At 73.0% G+C, this 20,395-nt stretch carries 21 protein-coding genes; 3 read left to right on the top strand and 18 right to left on the bottom strand.

Going from position 1 to position 20,395, the window contains the following annotated elements:
• Window positions 1-134 precede the first annotated feature (134 nt).
• Both TCUR_RS22095 and TCUR_RS22100 read right to left on the bottom strand, forming a co-directional pair.
• Window positions 135-812: a response regulator transcription factor gene (locus TCUR_RS22095; RefSeq protein ID WP_012854801.1), complete on the bottom strand. Its 678-nt coding sequence runs from the start codon at window positions 810-812 to the stop codon at window positions 135-137.
• Window positions 809-2,005: a sensor histidine kinase gene (locus TCUR_RS22100; protein ID WP_245536918.1), complete on the bottom strand. Its 1,197-nt coding sequence runs from the start codon at window positions 2,003-2,005 to the stop codon at window positions 809-811. The genes TCUR_RS22095 and TCUR_RS22100 overlap by 4 nt, the downstream gene beginning before the upstream one ends.
• Window positions 2,006-2,139: 134 nt before the next feature.
• Here TCUR_RS22100 and TCUR_RS28155 point away from each other — a divergent pair, with 134 nt between their 5' ends.
• Window positions 2,140-3,129: an SAM-dependent methyltransferase gene (locus TCUR_RS28155; protein WP_012854803.1), complete on the top strand. Its 990-nt coding sequence runs from the start codon at window positions 2,140-2,142 to the stop codon at window positions 3,127-3,129.
• Here the strand turns inward: TCUR_RS28155 and TCUR_RS25850 are convergent.
• The 3 genes from TCUR_RS25850 to TCUR_RS22115 form a co-directional block, all read right to left on the bottom strand.
• A complete protein-coding gene (locus TCUR_RS25850; protein ID WP_012854804.1) occupies window positions 3,047-3,526 on the bottom strand; it encodes a Uma2 family endonuclease in 480 nt (159 codons plus the stop codon). The two genes, TCUR_RS28155 and TCUR_RS25850, sit on opposite strands and share 83 nt — an antisense overlap.
• 122 nt (window positions 3,527-3,648) lie before the next feature.
• Window positions 3,649-5,100 carry a PH domain-containing protein gene (locus TCUR_RS22110; protein WP_012854805.1) on the bottom strand — a complete coding sequence of 484 codons (1,452 nt, stop codon included), beginning with the start codon at window positions 5,098-5,100 and terminating at the stop codon, window positions 3,649-3,651.
• On the bottom strand, window positions 5,097-5,612 hold the full coding sequence (locus TCUR_RS22115; RefSeq protein ID WP_012854806.1) for a PH domain-containing protein: 516 nt from the start codon (window positions 5,610-5,612) through the stop codon (window positions 5,097-5,099). The genes TCUR_RS22110 and TCUR_RS22115 overlap by 4 nt, the downstream gene beginning before the upstream one ends.
• A 159-nt stretch (window positions 5,613-5,771) precedes the next feature.
• Here TCUR_RS22115 and TCUR_RS22120 point away from each other — a divergent pair, with 159 nt between their 5' ends.
• A complete protein-coding gene (locus TCUR_RS22120; RefSeq protein ID WP_012854807.1) occupies window positions 5,772-6,929 on the top strand; it encodes an NADH-quinone oxidoreductase subunit D in 1,158 nt (385 codons plus the stop codon).
• An 11-nt stretch (window positions 6,930-6,940) separates the two neighbouring features.
• On the opposite strand, the gene TCUR_RS22125 is transcribed toward TCUR_RS22120, so the two are convergent.
• The 12 genes from TCUR_RS22125 to dacB all read right to left on the bottom strand — a co-directional run bounded on the left by TCUR_RS22125 (window position 6,941) and on the right by dacB (window position 18,234).
• Window positions 6,941-8,035: a HEAT repeat domain-containing protein gene (locus TCUR_RS22125; RefSeq protein WP_169313048.1), complete on the bottom strand. Its 1,095-nt coding sequence runs from the start codon at window positions 8,033-8,035 to the stop codon at window positions 6,941-6,943.
• A gap of 84 nt (window positions 8,036-8,119) precedes the next feature.
• The gene (locus TCUR_RS22130; protein ID WP_012854809.1) at window positions 8,120-8,605 is read right to left on the bottom strand and encodes a DUF3180 domain-containing protein; all 486 of its coding nucleotides are present in this window, start codon (window positions 8,603-8,605) and stop codon (window positions 8,120-8,122) included.
• Window positions 8,602-9,177, bottom strand: a complete 576-nt coding sequence (gene folK / locus TCUR_RS22135) for a 2-amino-4-hydroxy-6-hydroxymethyldihydropteridine diphosphokinase (RefSeq protein WP_012854810.1) — start codon at window positions 9,175-9,177, stop codon at window positions 8,602-8,604. The genes TCUR_RS22130 and folK overlap by 4 nt, the downstream gene beginning before the upstream one ends.
• Window positions 9,174-9,548, bottom strand: coding sequence for a dihydroneopterin aldolase (folB, locus tag TCUR_RS22140; protein WP_012854811.1), 375 nt, complete (start codon window positions 9,546-9,548; stop codon window positions 9,174-9,176). Before folB ends, folK begins: the two co-directional genes overlap by 4 nt.
• Window positions 9,549-9,663: 115 nt before the next feature.
• Complete coding sequence (locus TCUR_RS22145; RefSeq protein ID WP_012854812.1) at window positions 9,664-10,098, bottom strand: nuclear transport factor 2 family protein; 435 nt, start codon at window positions 10,096-10,098, stop codon at window positions 9,664-9,666.
• Window positions 10,095-10,904: a dihydropteroate synthase gene (gene folP / locus TCUR_RS22150; RefSeq protein ID WP_012854813.1), complete on the bottom strand. Its 810-nt coding sequence runs from the start codon at window positions 10,902-10,904 to the stop codon at window positions 10,095-10,097. The genes TCUR_RS22145 and folP overlap by 4 nt, the downstream gene beginning before the upstream one ends.
• A 178-nt stretch (window positions 10,905-11,082) precedes the next feature.
• Complete coding sequence (folE, locus tag TCUR_RS22155) at window positions 11,083-11,661, bottom strand: GTP cyclohydrolase I FolE (RefSeq protein ID WP_086014649.1); 579 nt, start codon at window positions 11,659-11,661, stop codon at window positions 11,083-11,085.
• A gap of 56 nt (window positions 11,662-11,717) precedes the next feature.
• Window positions 11,718-13,736 carry an ATP-dependent zinc metalloprotease FtsH gene (ftsH, locus tag TCUR_RS22160; RefSeq protein ID WP_012854815.1) on the bottom strand — a complete coding sequence of 673 codons (2,019 nt, stop codon included), beginning with the start codon at window positions 13,734-13,736 and terminating at the stop codon, window positions 11,718-11,720.
• 297 nt (window positions 13,737-14,033) lie between these two features.
• The gene (hpt, locus tag TCUR_RS22165; RefSeq protein ID WP_041440249.1) at window positions 14,034-14,594 is read right to left on the bottom strand and encodes a hypoxanthine phosphoribosyltransferase; all 561 of its coding nucleotides are present in this window, start codon (window positions 14,592-14,594) and stop codon (window positions 14,034-14,036) included.
• Between the two features lie 26 nt (window positions 14,595-14,620).
• The gene (gene tilS / locus TCUR_RS22170; protein ID WP_012854817.1) at window positions 14,621-15,628 is read right to left on the bottom strand and encodes a tRNA lysidine(34) synthetase TilS; all 1,008 of its coding nucleotides are present in this window, start codon (window positions 15,626-15,628) and stop codon (window positions 14,621-14,623) included.
• A 54-nt stretch (window positions 15,629-15,682) separates the two neighbouring features.
• Window positions 15,683-16,816 carry a zinc-dependent metalloprotease gene (locus TCUR_RS22175; protein ID WP_041442721.1) on the bottom strand — a complete coding sequence of 378 codons (1,134 nt, stop codon included), beginning with the start codon at window positions 16,814-16,816 and terminating at the stop codon, window positions 15,683-15,685.
• Between the two features lie 134 nt (window positions 16,817-16,950).
• On the bottom strand, window positions 16,951-18,234 hold the full coding sequence (gene dacB, locus TCUR_RS22180) for a D-alanyl-D-alanine carboxypeptidase/D-alanyl-D-alanine endopeptidase (RefSeq protein ID WP_245536919.1): 1,284 nt from the start codon (window positions 18,232-18,234) through the stop codon (window positions 16,951-16,953).
• 239 nt (window positions 18,235-18,473) lie between these two features.
• On the opposite strand from dacB, the gene TCUR_RS22185 reads away from it, so the two are divergent.
• Window positions 18,474-18,980, top strand: a complete 507-nt coding sequence (locus TCUR_RS22185) for an inorganic diphosphatase (protein WP_012854820.1) — start codon at window positions 18,474-18,476, stop codon at window positions 18,978-18,980.
• 101 nt (window positions 18,981-19,081) lie between these two features.
• Here TCUR_RS22185 and TCUR_RS22190 read toward each other — a convergent pair whose 3' ends face one another.
• Window positions 19,082-20,248, bottom strand: a complete 1,167-nt coding sequence (locus TCUR_RS22190; RefSeq protein WP_012854821.1) for a C40 family peptidase — start codon at window positions 20,246-20,248, stop codon at window positions 19,082-19,084.
• Window positions 20,249-20,395: the final 147 nt, after the last annotated feature.

Here is a 20,395-nt window from a genome sequence, read left to right on the forward strand (position 1 = left end):
CATGCACAGGCCACGCTAGGGACGGCCGCTCTCCCTGCCATCGGCCCCGCGTCCATGCTTGGCGTGCCCATTGCGGGGTACCCGATCGCCGCCGTACGACCGAAGTCGTACGCCTCCGGTCCGCCCTTGAGCGGTCAAGCGCCGGACTGCCCCCTTTTGACCAGGCCCGTCTCGTAGGCGAAGACCACGGCCTGCACCCGGTCGCGCAGCCCCAGCTTGGTCAGGATGCGGCCCATGTGGGTCTTGACCGTCGCCTCCGAGACGTGCAGCCGCCCGGCGATCTCGGCGTTGGACAGGCCCCGCGCCACCAGGTGCAGCACCTCCCGCTCGCGGGCGGTCAGCGCGGCCAGCGCCCCGGCGGCGCTCTGCTGTTCGGCGTCGGGCAGGTGCACCGCGAAACGGTCCAGCAGCCGCCGGGTGGTGCTGGGCGCCACCACCGCGTCGCCGGAGTGCACCGCCCGGATCGCCTCGATCAGCTGGGCGGGCCCGGCGTCCTTGAGCAGGAACCCCGAGGCGCCCGCCTTGATCGCCGCGAAGGCGTACTCGTCCAGGTCGAAGGTGGTCAAGATGATCACTCTGGGGCGCCGCTCGGCGGGCAGCGCGCCGATCCGCCGGGTGGCCTCGATGCCGTCCACGCGGGGCATCCGCACGTCCATCAGCACCACGTCGGTGGTGTGCGCCCGCAGCAGGTCCACCACCTGGGCGCCGTCGCCGGCCTCGGCGACCACCTCGATGTCGGGCTGGGCGTCCAGCACCATGCGGAACCCGGTGCGCACCAGTTCCTGGTCGTCGACCAGCATCACGCGGATCACGCGCTCTTGGCCTCCTCTCGCAGCGGCAGGCGGGCCACGACCCGGTAGCCGCCACCGGCCCGGGGCCCGGCGTGCACCTCGCCCCCGTACATCGCGGCCCGCTCCCGCATCCCGGCCAGCCCGTGGCCGAGCCCGTCGCCCTCGGCCGCCGCGCCCCGCCCGTCGTCGGTGACCGTCACCTCGATCGCCTCGTCACCGTAGTGCAGGCGCACCTGTGCGCTCACCCCCGGACCGCCGTGCTTGAGGGTGTTGGTCAGCGCCTCCTGGACGATCCGGAACACCGCCAGCTGCATGCCCGGCGGCAGTTCCACCGGGACGCCCTCCACCTGGAAATCCAGCGGCAGCCCCGAGGAGCGGACCTGCTCGACCAGGTCGCTCAGCTGCGCCACGCCCGGCTGCGGGGCATAAGAGCCGGCGTCGTCCTCTTCGCGCAGCACGCCCAGCAGCCGCCGCATCTCCGCCAGCGCCAGCCGCCCGGTGGCCGAGATCGCCTCCAGCGCCTTCTTGGCCCGCTCCCGGTCAGTGTCGATGGCGTAGGAGGCGCCGTCGGCCTGCACCACGATGACGCTGACGTTGTGCGCCACCACATCGTGCAGCTCCCGGGCGATCCGCGCCCGCTCGGCCGCCCTGGCGATCTGCACCTGGGTGTCGCGTTCGCGTTCGGCCCGCACCGCCCGTTCCTCCAGCGAGCGCATGTAGGCCCGCCGGGTGCTGATGTAGACGCCGAGGATCCAGATCCCGGCGACCACCGCCGACAGCATGACGACCGTGTACTTGCGGTCGGCGGGATGCACCGTGTACCGCCAGGCCGCCATCACCGCCCCCAGCTCGCCGACCAGCCCGGCGGCCAGCGCCCAGCGGAACGAGCAGTTGGCCGCCACCGTGTACAGGGCGACCAGCACGCCCATGTTGGCGGGGATGATGGTCAGGTCCAGCAGCCACTGCAGGAACGACAGCCCGGCGATCCAGCTGAACACCCCCACCGGCCAGCGCCGCCGCAGGGCCAGCGGCAGCAGCAGGGCCAGCACCAGCGGGATGCACAGCTGCTCGGGGATCGGCCGGGAGGTCGCCGCCGGCCCCGGCTCGGTGTAGTAGCGGGCCGATGTGATCGACAGGAACAGCAGGGGCGAGACGAAGGCCAGGTCCACCAGCGTCCGATGGCCGCGCCACCACGCCCACGCTCTCCTGATCACGGGTTTCAGAGTACGGCCGGCCTCGAAGGGAGCCATCCGACTCAGGTCGGACGTCCATGCGACCACGGGGAGAGCGCTCGCTTCGCCGTTGCCCGGTGCGGCCTTCCGGTAGCGTCCCTGCTGTGGAGCGGTGGGTGACCTGGCGAACGGCGATGCAGCAGGCGCTCTACGGGGAGGGCGGCTTCTACAGCCGGGGCGAACGGCCCGCCGCGCACTTTCGCACCTCCGTGCACGCCTCCCCCCGCTACGCCGAGGCGCTGCTGCGCCTGCTGGTCCAGGTGGACGAGGCGCTGGGGCGTCCCTCCCGCCTCGACCTGGTCGACATCGGCGCCGGCTGCGGCGGCCTGATCGCCCAGATCACCGAGGCGGCCGACCCCGCCCTGGCCGCCCGGCTCAACCCGGTGGCCGTGGAACTGGCCCCCCGCCCGCCGGCCCTTGCCGACCGGATCGCCTGGCGCACCGAGCCGCCGGAGACCATCACCGGCCTGGTCATCGCCAACGAGTGGCTGGACAACATCCCCTTGGACGTGGTGGAGATGACCGGTGACGGCCCCCGCACCGTGCTGGTCGATCCCGCCACCGGGGCCGAGCGGCTGGGCCCGGCGCCCTGCGCCGAGGACCTGGAGTGGCTGCGGCGCTGGTGGCCGCTGCGGGATCCCGGCGACCGCGCCGAGGTCGGCCGCCCCCGCTGCGCCGCCTGGGCCTCGGTGGTGCGCCGCCTGGCCGGCGGCCTGGCCGTCGCCGTCGACTACTGCCACACCCGCGACACCCGTCCCCCCTGCGGCTCCCTGACCGGCTACCGGGACGGCCACGCCGTTCCCCCCGTCCCGGACGGCTCCTGCGACATCACCGCCCACGTCGCCCTGGACGCCTGCGCCGCCGGCGGAAGCGCCGCGGGCGCCACCGCCACCGCCCTGACCACCCAGCGCCGCGCCCTGCGCGCCCTGGGCCTGACCGGCGCCCGCCCCCCGATCACCCTGGCCCACCGCGACCCGCGCGCCTATGTCGCCGCCCTGCGCAGAGCCGGCGAGGAGGCCGAGCTCATCGACCCCACCGGCCTGGGCGGCTTCGGCTGGCTCGCCCAGACCAAGCACATCCCCCTGCCCGCACCCTTGGCCAACTGAGCTCAGAGGTGTCCAAAGTGAAGGAGAACGGCTCGGGCGGCTCCAGCGGCTTACCGAAGATCACCCGGGTCTCCTGCAGGTAGTCCTCCCTGCCCTCGTCGCTGCGCGGCTCGCTGAACAGGCTCACCGTCCGCTGCTCGCGATCGACCAGCAGGCAGAACGGGATCCCGCCTTTGGCGTAGCAGTGCCGCTCATCCCGCCGGTCCCGGTCGGCATGGGTGCTCGTCACCTCGATGACCAGGACGATCCCGTCCGGTTCCATCCACGAGTCGGCCTCTGCGAAGACGTCCAGGGCGAGCGGCGCGAGCACCCCGTCGGGGATGAGGTAGTTCTTGGGGCACAGTCCGCTGCGTTCCAGCTTCAGACCCTTGTGCGGTTCACGCACCATGGCGGTCATCCCCGCACCTCGTCTCCGCGTCGGCTCCCAGCATACGGACCGTGCTCACGCATCCTGGAGCACCCAAAGTGAGCAATCGGAACACTACACCGAGTGATCCCGGCTCGTCCGAAAAACCGGGGTCAGCGGGCCCAGCGGGTGGGGTCGGAGCGGGTGTGGGCGCGGGCGCAGCGGGCGCGTTCGGCGGTGGACTCGACGATGAGGCGGGCCTCGGGCAGGTCGCGGTCGATGGCGGCGACGCGGACCGGGCCGGAGGGGGCGTCCACGTGCACGGTGCCCAGGCCGAACAGGCGCTGCAGCGGGCCGGAGGTCAGCCGGACGCTCTGGGCGCGGGCGTGGGCGATCACCTCGGTGCGGCGGCACAGCAGGCCGCGGCGGGTCACGAAGACGACATCGTCGGTGCCGGCGGCGGCGAAGCGGTCCAGGGACAGCCCCTTGGCGGAGGCCGGCAGCAGCGGGACGGCGTCCACGTTGGCGCCCGGGAAGACCTGGGCCACCAGCGCCACCGCCACCTGGCGCGGGGCCACCGGCAGCAGCACCGACGACAGGGCCTGGCGTTCGCCGGCGTACCCGGCGACGGTGGCCTCCACCCGGGCCCAGCCGCGCTGCCGCCACAGCACCGGCTCGACGATGGCGACCGCCTGCACCCGGCCGGGCGGGACGGTCTGCATCCGGGTCTCCAGCAGGCCGTGGCGCAGCCGCAGGCCGTCCGGGGAGATCGCCACGGTGAAACCGCCGTATGTCACCAGCGGGGCGATCACCGAGCCGATCAGGCCCAGCAGGGTGGTGACCGCCACGCTGAAAAAGCCCGGCTCCAGCAGGCTCAAAGACGCCACCAGCGCCGTCAGGAACAGCACGCCGGCGGCGGCGACGGGCAGCCTGCTGATCAGCGACAGGAACAGGGTGCCGAAGGGGACCCGCCAAAACGGCTGCTCGGGTGCCTCGGGGGTGTGCCCGGGCAGCCCGGCGGCCAGCGCCAGCAGCTCGGCCCGCAGCCGCTGGGCCGCGCCACGTCCCAAGTAGCGCAGGCAGATCTCGGCCCGGTCCCCGCCGGCCGCCTCCACCCGGACCTCCGCCAGCCCGGTCAGCCGGGTCATCAGCGGCCGGACCACGTCGATGGCCTGCACCCGCGACAGCGGGATCAGCCGCCGGCGCTTGCGCAGCAGCCCGGTCTCGACGACCAGCTCGTCCCCGGCGACCCAAAAGCGCAGGGCCAGCCAGCCCCAGATGCCGACGACCACGGCGGCGACCGTCACCGGGATGGACACCAGCGCAAAGCGCCGCACCGCCTCGGGCGCAAACAGCACCAGTTCCTCGCCGCGCCGGGTCAGCAGCAGCGGAAAACCCAGCAGCACGAAGTAGATGAGCCAGAACACGAACGCCCGCAGCAGCGCGGTGGCCGGGTGCAGCCGGTGCACGCCCGCCGAGAAGCGGGCGGGCGGCATCTGCCCGTAACCGGGCGGCACGGCCGGCGGGCCGGGGGGCATCGCGGGGCCGTACCCCGGCGGCTGGTAGCCGTGCGGCGGCGGCCCTCCGGGGACGGGTCCGCCGGGCGGCGGGTAGGGGCCGTTCACAGTCCCATGCTCCTCGCCTCGCCCTTTTGCGCGAGCCGGTCGCGGAGCTGGGCGGCCTCGGCCGCCGGCAGCCCGGGGATGCGGGCGTCGGTGGCGGCCGCGGCGGTGTGCAGCCGGACCGTGGCGATGCCCATCCACCGCTCCAGCAGCCCGGCGGTCACGTCCACCAGCTGCATCCGCCCATAGGGGACGACCACCAGCCGGCGGACGAACACCCCGCTGGTGACCAGCAGGTCCTCGGCCCGCTCCGCATACCCCAGGGAGCGGTAGGCCAGCTCGGCGACGATCCAGGCCATCGCGCAGCTCACCGCCACCAGCGCCAGCCACAGCACAACGCCGAGGGCGCCGCCGCCCTGGTGCACCCACCAGGCGCCGATGAGCGCGACCGGCAGCGCGGTCAGCACGGCGGTGATCCGCCGGTGCCACCGCAGCCGGGGCGAGACCCGGTGCCAGTCGCCCCCGGCGGGCGGGTCGAACGCCCCGCCCGGCGGGGCCGCCGGGCCGTACGACATGTTCGGTTGTCCTGGGAGAGGGCCGTGGCCCTGGCCCATCGGCGAAGGACCGGGCTGTGGCCGACCGTAGGGCGTGTTCATCGCCTCCCAAGTCAACCCGAAGCACCCCAAGGCCCGCGACCCCTCGGCCTGGAAACGACCCGTGGCACGATAGGCAAGATGAGCACCCAGGAGACCGTCCGCACCGTCGGGATCGGCGCCGGGGCCAAGGAGCTGGCCACCGAGGACATGGTCCTCAACATCGGCCCCCAGCACCCTTCCACGCACGGTGTGCTGCGGCTGCGGCTGACGCTGGACGGCGAGCGCATCACCAAGGCCGAACCGATCATCGGGTACATGCACCGCGGCGCCGAGAAGCTGTTCGAGGCGCGCGACTACCGGCAGATCATCGTGCTGGCCAACCGGCACGACTGGCTGTCGGCGTTCGCCAACGAGCTGGGCGTGGTGCTGGCGGTGGAGCGGATGCTGGGCATGCAGGCGCCCGAGCGGGCGGTGTGGGTGCGCACCCTGCTGGCCGAGCTGAACCGGGTGCTCAACCACCTGATGTTCCTGGGGTCCTATCCGCTGGAGGTCGGCGCGATGACGCCGATCTTCTACTCCTTCCGGGAGCGCGAGCGGCTGCAGCGGGTGATGGAGGAGGTCTCCGGCGGCCGGATCCACTACATGTTCAACCGGGTCGGCGGGCTGAAGGAGGAGCTGCCGGCCGGGTGGACGGGCCGGGCCAGGCAGGCGATCGCCCAGGTCCGCAGCCGGATGAGCGACATCGCCGACCTGATCATGGGCAATGAGATCTTCCGCGCCCGCACCCGCGGCGTGGGGGTGCTCACCGCCGAGCAGATCGCCCAGTACGGGGTGTCCGGCCCCATCGCCCGCGCCAGCGGGGTGGACTTCGACCTGCGCCGCGACGAGCCCTACCTGGCCTACCCCGAGCTGGACGTCAAGGTGGTCACCCGCACCGAGGGCGACTGCCTGGCCCGTTTCGAGTGCCTGCTGGAGCAGGTCTACGTGTCGCTGGACCTGGCGGAGGCCTGCCTGGATCGGCTGGCCGAGCTGCCGCCGGGCCCGATCAACCAGCGGCTGCCCAAGGTGCTCAAGGTCCCCGAGGGCCACACCTATGTCTGGACGGAGAACCCGCTGGGCATCAACGGCTACTACCTGGTGTCCCGGGGCGAGAAGACCCCCTGGCGGCTGAAGCTGCGCTCGGCGTCCTTCAACAACATCCAGGTGCTCGGCGAGATGCTGCCCGGCACCCTGGTCGCCGACATGATCGCCATCTTGGGCTCGATGTTCTTCGTGGTCGGCGACATCGACAAGTGACCGGCGGGCGGTCACACCAGCGGCAGCCACCAGGGCGCCCACCACGGGGACAGGCTGCCGATCAGGGTTTTGAGGTAGTTCGCGCGGGCCTGCGGTCCCCAGCCCGGCTCGTCTGAGGGGACGTCCGCCCAGCCCCGGCTGCGCAGCCGTTTGAGCGCGCGGCGCAGCCGGCGGCGGTGCCGGGGTGCGCCGTCCCGGTAGGGGACGAACATGTGCACGGCCGCCGACAGGTACTCCCGGTGCACGTCGCGGGCCGCCACCGCCGTCCACAGCAACTCCAGCGCCCGGGGGTCGTCCCCGGCGGCCAGGTAGGCCACCGCCCACGCCGCCACTTGCGGGTCGCGGTCGGTCAGGTGGGGACGCAGCGCCTCGGCCACCGGCGGGCGCTGCGGCGGCGGGACCGACAGCCGGCCCAGGCCTTCGGCGGCCGCCCGGCGCACCCGCGGGTCGCGGTCGATGCCGATCGCCCGGCCCAGCGCCGCCGCCAGGTGCGCGACCGTCTCCGGCCCGAACCCCTCCCACAGGTCGGCCGACCTGAGCGTCCGGGCCGCCGCCAGCCGCACCCGGGCGTCGGGGTCCTCGGTGACCAGGACGGTCAGCCGCCGCACCAGCGCCGCCTCCGCCGGGGGGAAGGAGCCCCGGTCGCCGAAGTGGTCGATGCCTTCGACGGCCGCCGCCCGCACCGCCGGGTCGGGGTGCTCGGTCATCGCCGACAGGGTCTGCGCCGTCTGCGGCCCCGCGGCGTAGTGGCCGAGCGGCGGCAGCGCCGCGGCGAGCAGCTCGGCGTCCCAGTCGGGACGGCACAGCCCGGCCAGTGTGCGCGCCGCCTCCGGCAGCAGGTCGGGGCACTCTTCGTGCAGGCAGGCCTCGTCCAGCGCGCGCAGCGCGAGCAGGACCTGCGCCTTGGGGGCGTCGCTGCGGCAGAGCCGCAGCGCCCAGCCGGCCACCGCCCGCCGGTCCGCTTCGAGCGCCTCCTCCAGCAGCTCGTCCCGGCCCGCGGCGGGTGCCCGCAGCAGCGCGGCGAACCGTTCCGCTCCTGCGGCCGTCACCGGAACGGCGGACGCCCCCGTGGCGTCGAGCCCGCCGGAAACCGCCGACTTTCGCACCCGCCCGGCCACCTTCCTCCCCCTCCTCGCCTCAACGGGCCTCAAGCCTGCCGGGCGGCGCGTCCCGCCGTCATGGGACCGCGGTCACCAGTGGGCCGGGTCGGGGGGTGAGGCGTCCTCGTCGCGGTCGTCGTCGGGGCCTTTGGGGACGCGGCAGGCGTACTCCAGCCAGATCGCCGCGCCGACCAGCGTCAGCGCCGCCACGAGCGTGCCGATGCTGACGAAGAAGTCCTCCCGCGGCACGTCCTTGTCCAGCCGGGACGACAGGTACAGGACGAACCCGGTGAAGATCCCGGCGATCGCCGCCCCGGCGTGCGCGCTGGCCTTGGCCAGCGCCGCCATCCGGGCCACCATCAGCGGTTCCACCGGGCGGGTGCCGGGGCGGCGGCGGATCCGCCGCCACAGGTTGTAGGCGGTGAACCCCTCGCCCAGGGCCAGCAGCAGCATCGTCGGCGCCATCGTCCAGGGCAGCTTGGGCAGCGACCCGTACACCGCCTGCAGCAGCCCCCACACCAGCAGCGCGATCCCGGCCGCCAAGGCGACCAGCACCGCCGGACGTGTCGGCCTCACGCGGGCTCTTGCAGGGTCAGGTCGTCGCGGCGCCGCACCGCGTCCGGGCCGGTCGCGCGCAGCGCCGCCGCCGCCAGGTCGGCCACCCGGCCGTGGCCGGGCAGCAGCACGTCCGGTTCGATGTCCGCCCACGGCACCAGCACGAACGCCCGCTCGTGCGCCCGCGGATGCGGCAGGATCAGATCCGGTTCATTGCAGGTCACGTTGCCGAACATCACGATGTCGATGTCCAGGGTGCGCGGCCCCCAGCGGACCTCGCGGACCCGCTGCATGGAGTTTTCGATGTTGAGCACCCGCTCCAGCAGCACCCGCGGGGCCAGGCTGGTGTCGGCCACCAGCACCACGTTCAGGTAGTCGTCTTGTTCGGGGATTTCGCCTTCCGGACCGCCGTACGGGGTGGTCTCATACACCGGCGACAACGCCACGAACGTCAGGCCGGGGGCGTCGAACAGCGCGTCGATGGCCTCCTGGAGGTTGCTCAGGCGGTCGCCGAGGTTGCTGCCCAGCGACAGCACCGCGCGCTGCGGGACCAGCAGGTGGCCGCCGGTGGCGGTCAGGTCGGGCGTGGTCATGAACGGCTCCTGTAGATCTTCACGGCCACGTCACCGAACACCTGTCCCACCGGGGCGGCGGGCTTGTGCACCGTGACGTGGACCTGCTGCACCGTCGGCTCCTCCAGGCAGACCTCGGCCAGCCGTTCGGCCAGCGTCTCGATCAAGTTGACCGGTTCTCCGGTCACGACGGCGACCAGCCGGTCGGCCAAAGATCCATAATCGACCGTCAGGGACAGATCGTCACTCGCCGCGGCGGGGCGGGTGTCCAGTCCCAGCGCCACGTCCACCACGAACTCCTGCCCCAGCTCCCGCTCGGCGGGCAGGCATCCGTGCCGGCCCCGGGCCCGCAGCCCGGTCAGCTCGATCCAGTCCAGCCCGGCCGCCTTCACCCGCGCCTCCAGGGCCGTCGCCGCATGCCGGCCGGGCCCGTCCCGGCCCGCGGGCCGCTTGGGCCCCGGCGGCGTTCTCGCACGCCGCCTTCGGGAACGGCAGGTCGGAGAAGGCTCACTGCTCCTCGTCCTCCCCTTGGCTCAGCACGGGGGACCCGTGGTGATGCAGCAGCCGCCACTGGCCGTCCACCCGCAGGAACAGGTTGGTGGCCACGACGCTCCCGCCGGCCAGCACGCTGCCGCCGGCGCCGTCGTCGGCGGTGATGATGTTCTCCTCGCACGTCACCAGGGCCTGGTCGCCGAAGATCTCGGTGCGCACGCCGGTCAGCACGAACTGGATGTAGGGGGTGTTGGCCATGATCAGCGCCCAGGACCGCAGCACCTCCTCGCGGCCCCGCAGCAGCGGCCAGCCCGGATGCACGCAGCCCACGGCGGCGGCGTAGGGGCCGTCGGCCCACACCGCCGACATCCGGTCCAGGTCCCCGTTTTCGAAAGCGGCGTAGAACTCGGCGTTGGCCTCTTCGACCTCGGCCAGATCGGCGCGGTTCACCCGGTCTCACCTCGCTGTGCGGCGTGCACCGCGGCGGCGACGCGCACGGCGTCGGCGTTGGGACGCACCCGGTGGACCCGCACGCACCAGGCGCCGGCCGCCGCCGCCAGCGCGCTGACGGCCACCGTGGCGTCGTCGCAGTCGATGAACGGACGGGGGTGCCCGTCCGGCCCGGCCAGCAGCTTGCCCAAAAAGCGCTTGCGGGAGGCGCCCACCAGGATCGGCAGTTCGTCCGACAGCTCGCCCAGGTGGGCCAGCAGGGTCCAGTTGTGGTGGGGCCGCTTGGCGAAGCCCAGCCCCGGATCCAGCACGATCATGGACGGGTCCACGCCCTGGGCGACCACCGCCTCCACCCGCTGGTGCAGTTCGGCGCGGACCTCGGCGACCACGTCGGCGTACTCGGCCCTGCGGTACATGTCGTGGCTGTGCCCGCGCCAGTGCATCACCACATAGGGCACCTGCGCGGCGGCGACCACCCGCGCCATGTCCGGGTCGGCCAGGCCGCCGCTGACGTCGTTGACCAGCCGGGCCCCGGCGGCGACCGCGGCCTCGGCGACCTCGGCGCGCATGGTGTCCACGCTCACCGGGACGCCGTCGGCGGCCAGCGCCTCGATCACCGGGATCACCCGGCGCAGCTCCTCTGCCAGCGGCACCCGCTGCGCCCCCGGGCGGGTGGACTCTCCGCCCACGTCCACCAGGTCGGCGCCCTCGGCGATCAGGTCGTGGCCGTGCCTGATCGCCTTGTCGGCGTCGAACCACGCCCCGCCGTCGGAGAAGGAGTCCGGGGTCACGTTCACCACGCCCATGACGAGGCACCGCCCTGGTGCGGGGAACCCGGGAACGCCAATGGTCATGGAAGTCAGCCTATGTCCTGCGCCGGGACCCGGCGCGTCCCGCCGGAAGCGACTTTCGCCGGGGAAGGCCCCATACCCGAACATCCGGCCCGTCATGCCCCGAGGCGGGCAAGAGACCGGCGCGCGCGTCTCAGGACGGCCGTCCCAGGATCAGCGCCATGGCCTCGGCCCGGGTCTCGGCGTGGTCGCGGAAGTCGCCGCGCACCGCCGAGGTGACCGTCTTGGCCCCGGGTTTGCGCACCCCGCGCATCGTCATGCACAGGTGCTCGGCCTCGATGACCACGATGACGCCGCGCGGCTCCAGGATCTCCATCAGCGCGTCGGCGATCTGGCTGGTCAGCCGCTCCTGCACCTGCGGGCGGCGGGCGTAGACGTCCACCAGCCGGGCCAGCTTGGACAGCCCGGTGATCTGCCCCTTGGCGTTGGGGGTGTACCCCACGTGCGCCAGCCCGTGGAAGGGGACCAGGTGGTGTTCGCAGGTGGAGTAGACCTCGATGTCCTTGACCAGGACCATCTCGTCGTGGTCGGCCTCGAACACCTTGTTGAGGACGTCCTCGGGCCGCTGGCGCAACCCGGCGAACTGCTCGGCGTAGGCGCGGGCGACCCGGGCGGGCGTCTCACGGAGCCCCTCGCGGTCGGGGTCCTCCCCGATCGCGATCAGGATCTCGCGCACCGCCCGCTCCAGCCGCTCATGGTCGAAGGCGGGCAGGCCGCTGTGGGCGGGCTCCCCGGCGCGGGGAGCCTCATCGTGCGGGAGGGTCAAAATCAGCTCTCACCAGGGGTCGGGTCGGCCGGCTGTTCGGCGCCGCTCTGGCCGTTGCCCTTGGCCAGGGAGGAGCCGCCGGGCAGGTCCTGAACGTCCTTGGCGGCCATCAGGGCGAGCTCCTTGGGGGTCAGGACGGGCGGCCGCTCCGACGGCAGCCGCTTGCCGTAGCCGGTGTAGGACTTCTGCTTGGGACGCTTGCGGATGGGAGCGAAGATCTCCAGCACCTGCTCCTTGGAGAGGGTCTCCTTCTCCATCAGCTGCAGCACCAGCTCGTCCAGCACGTCACGATACTCCACCAGGATTTCCCAGGCGACATCGTGGGCGGACTCGATGAGGCGGCGGACCTCATCGTCGATGGCGGAGGCGATCTCCTCGGAGTAGTCGCGCTCGTGGGCGACGTCGCGGCCCAGGAACACCTCGCCCCGGCCGGAGCCGAACTTGCGGGCCCCCAGCCGCTCGCTCATGCCGTACTCGGTGACCATGTTGCGGGCGATGGCGGTGGCCTTCTCGATGTCGTTGGCCGCCCCGGTGGTCGGCTCGTGGAAGACCAGCTCCTCGGCGGCGCGGCCGCCCAGCAGCATGGCCAGCTGGTCGAGCATCTCCGAGCGGGTGGTGAGGAACTTGTCCTCCACCGGCAGCGTCATGGTGTAGCCCAGCGCCCGGCCGCGCGGCAGGATCGTCACCTTGTGCACCGGGTCGGCGTTGGGCAGCGCGTGCGCCACCAGCGCATGACCGCCCTCGTGGTAGGCGATGATCTTCTTTTCGGTCTCCGACATCACCCTGGTCTTGCGCTCGGGGCCGGCCATCACCCGGTCGATGGCCTCCTCCAGGGTGTCCATCTGGATCTGCTTGCGGTTGAGCCGGGCGGTCAGCAGCGCCGCCTCGTTGATCACGTTGGCCAGGTCGGCGCCGGTGAAGCCGGGGGTGCGGCGGGCGATGACGTCCAGGTCCACATCCGGGGCGAACGGCTTGCCGCGGCCGTGCACCTTGAGGATGCCCTTGCGGCCCTCCAGGTCGGGGCGGTCCACGGTGATCTGCCGGTCGAAGCGGCCGGGACGCAGCAGCGCCGGGTCCAGGATGTCGGGCCGGTTGGTGGCCGCGATCAGGATGACGCCGCCCTTGACGTCGAACCCGTCCATCTCCACCAGGAGCTGGTTGAGGGTCTGCTCGCGCTCGTCGTGGCCGCCGCCCAGCCCGGCGCCGCGGTGCCGGCCGACCGCGTCGATCTCGTCGATGAAGATGATGGACGGGGCGTTGGCCTTGGCCTGCTCGAACAGGTCGCGGACGCGGGAGGCGCCGACGCCGACGAACATCTCCACGAAGTCCGAGCCGGAGATGGAGTAGAACGGCACCCCGGCCTCGCCGGCCACCGCGCGGGCCAGCAGGGTCTTGCCGGTGCCGGGCGGGCCGTACAGCAGCACGCCCTTGGGGATCTTGGCGCCGATGGCCTGGAACTTGGCCGGGTTCTGCAGGAAGTCCTTGATCTCCTCCAGCTCCTCCAGCGCCTCATCGGCCCCGGCCACGTCGGCGAAGGTGGTCTTGGGGGTGTCCTTGGTGATGAGCTTGGCCTTGGACTTGCCGAAGTTCATCACCCGCGAGCCGCCGCCCTGCATCTGGTTCATGATGAACAGGAAGATCAGCACCACGAACAGGATCGGCAGCAGGCTGAACAGCAGGCTGACGAACAGGCTCTGCTGGGGGACCTCGACGTTGTAGCCGCCGGGCAGCTGCCCCTTGTCGGCCTGGGCCTGCAGCGCCTTCTGCAGCTCCAGCCCCTGGCCGCTGACCCAGGAGGCCTCCATCCGGTCGCCGTTCTTGAGGGTCACCTCGATCCGCTGGTCCTTGTCGATGACCTTGGCGGACTTGACCTCGCCGCTGTTGATGGCGGAGATCACCTTGGAGGTGTCGGCCCGCTTGTACTGATCACCCGGGTCGAAGCCCCACATGACCAACGCGGCCAAGAGACCGAACAGCAGGATCCACAGCAGCGGTCCGCGAAAGTAGCGCTTCACGTCCATTTATCCGGCAACCCCTTCGCGAGGGCCCCGTCCCTCCTGACCAGCGTCTGCAAGACCTCACCGGGCCCGCCGGCCCGACGAGGCGGTCTCCCTCAATGCGGCACCCCCGAGCACATGCCCGGTGGCATCGACGGTACACCGCGGCCCGGGGAGCCGCAGCCCACGCGTTCGCGGCGGACCGCGCTCGGCCCGCCGCCGAAACGCCACCGGCACGGTTACCGTCCAGTCTTGCAACGTACCGTCCGGTCCATCTGTTCCCTCGTCCCGCCGCCGCCGGCCGCGCCGAGGGGCGCGCCGCTAGGCCTGCCCGCCGTAGACGTGGGGCGCCAGGGTGCCCACGAACGGCAGGTTGCGGTACTTCTCGGCGTAGTCCAGCCCGTAGCCGACGACGAATTCGTTGGGGATGTCGAAGCCCACGTAGCGGACGTCGATCTCGGCCTGGGCCGCCTCGGGCTTGCGCAGCAGGGCGCAGATCTCCAGCGACGCCGGGTTGCGCGAGGCCAGGTTGCTGACCAGCCACGACAGCGTCAGCCCCGAGTCGATGATGTCCTCGACGATCAGCACGTGGCGGCCGGTGATGTCGGTGTCCAGGTCCTTGAGGATGCGCACCACGCCCGATGAGCGGGTGCCCGACCCGTAGGAGGAGACCGCCATCCAGTCCATGCTGACCGGCGAGTGCAGCGCCCGCGCCAGGTCGGCCATCACCATGACCGCGCCCTTGAGCACCCCGACCAGCAGCAGGTCGCGGCCGGCGTAGTCGGCGTCGATCTCGGCGGCCAGCTCCCGGATCTTGGCCTGCAGCTCCTCCTGCGTGATCAGCACGCTCGCCAGGTCGGCACCCAGGTCCTTGTCGTCCACTGCCCCCACCGCATCTCAATGAGTCGTCATCGTCCCCGCCCGTCGGCGGCGATCTCTCCTCGGCGGAACAGCAGCTTCCCATACCGCCGCAAAGCGCGTACGCCCCCGGGCAGGTCAACATGCCGTTGCCCGCGCCAGTCCGTGATCAGCCGATCCAGCTCCTCGACGTGGACGGCGGCGAGCGTACCCGCCGGGCTGCCCGCCTCGACCGCCGCCCCGCGCAGCACCCGGGTCCGCACCGCCCGCGGCAGCTCGCCCAGCGCCGCCGCATCCAGCGCGCCGTCGTCGCCGGTCACCTCGCTTCGGGCGCGTTCGGCCAGGGCGTCCAGGGCCTCGGCGTCGTCGCGCAGCAGCCGGGCGGTGCGCGCCAGCGCGGCGGCCACGCCGGGGCCGAGCGCCTTTTCCAGGGCGGGCATCACCTCGCGCCGCAGCCGGACGCGCGTGTAGGCGGGGTCCTCGTTGTGCGGGTCGTCCCAGGGGGTCAGCCCCATGGCCCGGCACGCCCTGCGGGTGGTCGCCCGTTCCAGCCCCAGGAGCGGCCGCATGTAACAGATCTCACCCCGCTGAAAACGCGGGGGCATCCCGGCCAGGGAGCGGGCCCCAGAGCCCCTGGCCAGGCCCAGCAGCACGGTTTCGGCCTGGTCGTCGAGGGTGTGGCCGAGCAGCACCGCCGCGCCGGCCCGCCGTGCCGCCTCGTCCAGGGCGGCGTAGCGGGCCCGCCGGGCGGCGTTCTCGGGGCCGCCGGGCCCGGTCACGGTCACCGCGACCGATTCGGCGGGGTCCAGGCCCAGCTCGCGCATGGCGCGCACCACCGTCTGAGCGACATGGCCGGACCCCTCCTGCAGCCGGTGGTCGACGGTGACGCCGCCGGCCCGGCGCCCGGCACGGGGCGCCTCGAAGGCCGTCGCGGCGGCCAGCGCCAGGGAGTCGGCGCCGCCGCTGCAGGCCACCAGGACCGGCATGCCGGCGGGCAGCTCGCCCAGCGCCCGCCGGACGGCCACGCGCACGGCGGCGACGGCAGGATCAGGACCCATGCGCCCACCTCCGGGCGCCAGCGTAGGGGAGGCGGGCCGTGCGGCCGGACGGGCTCAGCCCTCGCCGGCCTCCGACGGCGGGCCGGACTCCAGCGACCGGTCGCCGACGACCCGGGCGATCCAGGCGCCGGGGTTCTTGATCTCCTCGTGCGTGGGCAGGCACTCCGGCGAGGTCCACACCTTGTTGAAGCCCTCCATGCCGACCGCGGCGACGGTGTGGCGCACGAAGCGGGAGCCCTCGGCGTACTGGCGCATCTTCAGGTCGATGCCCAGCAGCCGGCGGATCGCCTTGTCCAGCCGGGAGCCGCCGTCGCGGCGGCGCTGGAAGCGGGCGCGGATCTGCTTGACCGAGGGCACGACCTCGGGGCCGACGGCGTCCATCACATAGTCGCCGTGCCCCTCCACCAGCGTCATCACGGCGGTGAGCCGGTCGAGGATCTGGCGCTGCTGCGGGCTTTGGATGGCGTCGATCAGCCCGGCCGGAGGGTTGTCGGGGTCGTCGCCGCCCCGGAAGGCGTCGATGACGGCCTCGGCGGTCTGCCGCAGCCGCTCCATCATCGCCACCGGGTCCACATCGGAGGCCAGCAGGAACTCCGTCATCTGCTCCTGCACGTAGGAGCGCAGCCAGGGCACCCCGGTGAACTGGGCGCGGTGGGTCTCCTCGTGCAGGCAGACCCACAGCCGGAAGTCGCGGGTGTTGACGCCGAGTTCCTGCTCGACGTGGACGATGTTGGGGGCCACCAGGGTGAGCCGCCCGGTGGGCGCCTTCCCGTCGGGGTCCGGCGGCAGGAACAGCTCGTACTGGCCGAGCACGCGGCTGGCCATGTACGCCAGGATCGCGCCCATCTGCACGCCGGTGACGCGGGAGCCGACGGCCTGGATCACCGCGCCGCCCGGCCCGCCGGCCAGCCCGCCGCGGCGTTCGGCCAGCCGGTCCATCAGCGGCTCCAGCACGGCCCGGAACCCGTCGACGTTGGCCCGGATCCACCCGGGCCGGTCGACGATCGTGGCGTGGCCGCGGTCGGGATCGGCCGCCTGGATGCCGGTGAAGTCGCGGACGTGCCCTTCGGCGAGCTTGGCCAGCTCCCGCAGCTCCGCCACGACCTGCTGGGCCTCCGCCTGGCTGACCTGGGGCCCCGGCCGCACCAGCCGGGTGCCGGTCTGGACGGCGAGGTTCCAGTCGATCATCTGGGCGCTCATGTGCTCCACCGTAATTTCCGCCCCGGCGCCACAGCGCCCTTACATGAGGTTCAACGAACGAACGCTTTGGTTATCTCCCGTATGTCCGCGTCCACACCCATGGTCGCGGGCGAAGCCGATCGTTACGTTCCGCCCCGGCAGCCGCAGGCGGCGACGGCCGCGGCCATCCGGTCCAGCCGCGCGGGGTCCACCGGCCCGCGGCCGTCCCCCATCATGAACGCGAACGCCAGCAGCCGCCCGTCGGCGTCGTGGACCAGTCCCGCCAGCGTGCTCACCCCCGACAGGGTGCCGGTCTTGGCGCGCACCGCCCCGGCGCCGGCCGCCGTCTGCGCGGTGGTGTAACGGGGGGCGGCCAGGGTGCCGGTGAAACCGGCCACCGGCATGCCGGTGATCGCCGCGCGCAGCTCGGGGTGCTCTGCGGAGGCGGCCAGGGAGACGATGCGGGCCAGCGCCAGCGGGGTGATGCGGTTGCGGGTGGACAGCCCGCTGCCGTCGTGGACGCGCACGCCCTCGGCGACGCCCAGGCGGGCCAGCTCCGCCATCACCGCCCGCGCCCCGCCCTCGAACGAGACCGGGGCGCCGCGTTTGAGCGCCACCTGGCGCAGCAGCGCCTCGGCCACGTCGTTGTCGCTGACCGTCATGGTGCGCTCCACCAGCGCCGACAGCGGCGGCGAGTGGACCTGGCCCACGGTGGCGGCGGCCTTGTCGGCGACGGTGCGTTCGCCGAGCTCGGCCCGCACGCCGCGGTCTTTGAGGAGGCGGACGAACTTCTTGGCGGCCGATGCGGCCGGGTCCTTCACCCTGCCGCCGTCGCCGGTGCGGCCGGCGTCCACGGTGAGCGCGCTCATCGGCGCCACTTCCCCGTCGGGCAGGTAGTTGGGCTTCCAGCCCTCGGCGGTGCCGGCGCCCTCATACAGGGAGGCGTCGTAGTCGACGCGGATCTCGCCCGTGCCCGTCTGCTTGAGCGCGGCGGCGGTCTGGTCGGCCAGGTCGGCCAGTGAGGCGTAGCGGGGGTAGGCGCCGGCCGAGGGGGTACGGGCGGTCAGCGTGGGATCGCCGCCGCCGACCAGCACGACGGCCCGCGGGCCGCCCCGCACGACCCTGGTGGTGATCCGGTGGTGGGGGCCGAGCGCCGACAGCGCCGCCACCGAGGTGACGAGCTTGGTGGTGGAGGCGGGGACGGCGGGCCGGTCGGCCCGATGCGCAAACAGCGTCCGGCGGGTCCGGGCGTCGATCACCACCGCGCTGATCTCCGCTCCGGAGCCGCTCGCCAGCGCCGCCAATTCGCCGGTGAGGGCGTCGGCGGCGGGCATGGGGGCGTCCGCCGCGGCGGCCGGCGGCGGAGCCGCCGGCGGCAGGGGCGTCCGGGCGGCCACCGCCGGGGGCCGCGGGAGGGAACGGTCCACAGGTGTGAGGTTCGCCACTGCAACGCCCGACCCCACGGCGAACGCCTGGAGAAGAAAAAGCGTGACCAAAGCAAGGACCCGCTCGTACTTGGGCATCTCCACCCCGCCTTTCCCCACCCCGGTCTGCGGAGACGTGCGGGACCCTTGTATAAGGGAACACCTAACGAGCGGGACCGCGGCGGGCCTCGCTCACCCCCTGAACCCTAATCACTGCGATCGCGCGGGGAGCTGAGGACATCTTGGAATTCGACGTCACCATTGAGATCCCTAAGGGGCACCGCAACAAGTACGAGATGGACCACAAGACCGGCCGGATTCGGCTGGACCGGATGCTGTTCACCTCGACGCAGTACCCGGCCGACTACGGGTTCATCGAAGGCACTCTCGGCGAGGACGGGGATCCTCTGGACGCTCTGGTGCTCCTCCAGGAGCCGACATTCCCCGGATGCCTCATCCGCTGTCGCGCAGTGGGCATGTTCCGGATGACCGACGAGGCCGGCGGCGACGACAAGGTGCTGTGCGTGCCGCTGACCGACCCGCGGATGGAGCACATCCGCGACATCCACCACGTGCCGGAGTTCGACCGGCTGGAGATCCAGCACTTCTTCGAGGTCTACAAGGACCTGGAGCCCGGCAAGTCGGTGGAGGGCGCCAGCTGGGTCGGCCGCGCCGAGGCCGAGGCCGAGATCGAGCGTTCCCTCAAGCGCGCCGCCGAGCACGCCGAGGCCGAGAAGGCCGCCGAGTAGCCGTCCTTCCCCGGGCGTATGCGACGTCGGGGCGCGCCCATGATGGGTCGCGCCCCGACGTCGCTTGCCCATGGTCCGTTCGGGACCGCCGTTCCCCCGGCTCAGCCGGCGGGACGGGTGGCCCCGATGAGGCCGCGGCGCCATATCGACGAGATGCGGACGGTGGCGCCGGTGTAGGGGGCTTCCACCATCCGGCCTCCGCCGATGTAGATGCCCACGTGGTGGATGGTGCGCGGGTTCTTGACGTCGCGTGCGAAGAAGACCAGGTCGCCCGGGCGCAGCTTGGACAGGGGGATGCGGGGACCGGAGGTCCACTGCGTGCCCGTCCAGTGGTCGAGCTTGACGCCGGCCTGGGCCCAGGCGTACAGCGCCAGGCCGGAGCAGTCGAAGCCCTTGATGCGCGCGCCCCGGCCGATCCCATAGGTGGGGCCCGAGGCGTTGCCCCCGCCCCACGAGTAGGGGGTGCCGAGCCATTTCAGCGCCGCCCGCGCCGCCACCTGGCCCCGGGAAGAGCCCTTGAGGGACGGCGGCCGCCCCTGAGAGGGCCGTGAAGCCGCCGCCGCGCGCCGTTTGGCCTCCAATGCCCGGACGCGTCCTTCGGCGGCCTTCAAGAGCCGTTCAGCGTGCCGCTTCCGCTCATCCAGGCGCGCTATGGACGCGCGCTGGCGTTCCACGGCCTCCTCGGCGGCGCGTTTGGCGGCCTCCGCCCGGGCGGTGGCCTCCTCCTGCTCGCGCAGCGCGGCGGTGGCCCGGGCCCGGAACACCTCGGCGACCTGGCGGGCGGCCTCGAACTCCCGGATGGTGCCGGCCCGGTGCCGGCTCATCATCTCCATGAGTCCGGCCCGGTCCATGGCGCCCTGCGGCCCGCCCCGGCCCGCGACCACGCCCACCCAGGGGTTGGGGCCGCTTTCGGCGCGGTAGGCGGCCGCGGCGACCCCGGCCACCTCGGCGCGCACCGCCTCCAGGCGCCGCTCGGCCTCGGCGACCTGGCGCTGGGCCGCCTCCCAGTCACGGCGCGCCCGCTCCAGCCGGACCAGCTCGCCGTGGTAGTGCTCCACGGCCATCTCGGCGCGGATCGACAGCTCCTCCAGCTTGCCGTCGGCCTCGGCCAGGCGCGCCTTCAGCCGTCCCACCTCGGCGGCCCGGTCGCGGACCTGCTGCCTGCCGCGCTCCACCTCGCGGGAGTCGGGCACCGGATCGGCGAGGGCGCCGGCGGCCAGGCCGCCCGACGACACCCCGAGCAGGCCGACCGCGGCCGCGACCAGCACCGCCCCGGCCGACCGCGCCCCGCGGCACCTGCGTCTGCCCGTTGTCGTCCCTGCTCCCGGAGCCGTCGTGCGGCGGGAAGCGCACTTGGACCGTGCCACGCTCCACCCCTCAGCATCCCGCGCCCTGATCGCGGCGGCAGTAGTTAC

It is taken from the genome of Thermomonospora curvata DSM 43183 (assembly GCF_000024385.1).
GTDB lineage: Bacteria > Actinomycetota > Actinomycetes > Streptosporangiales > Streptosporangiaceae > Thermomonospora > Thermomonospora curvata.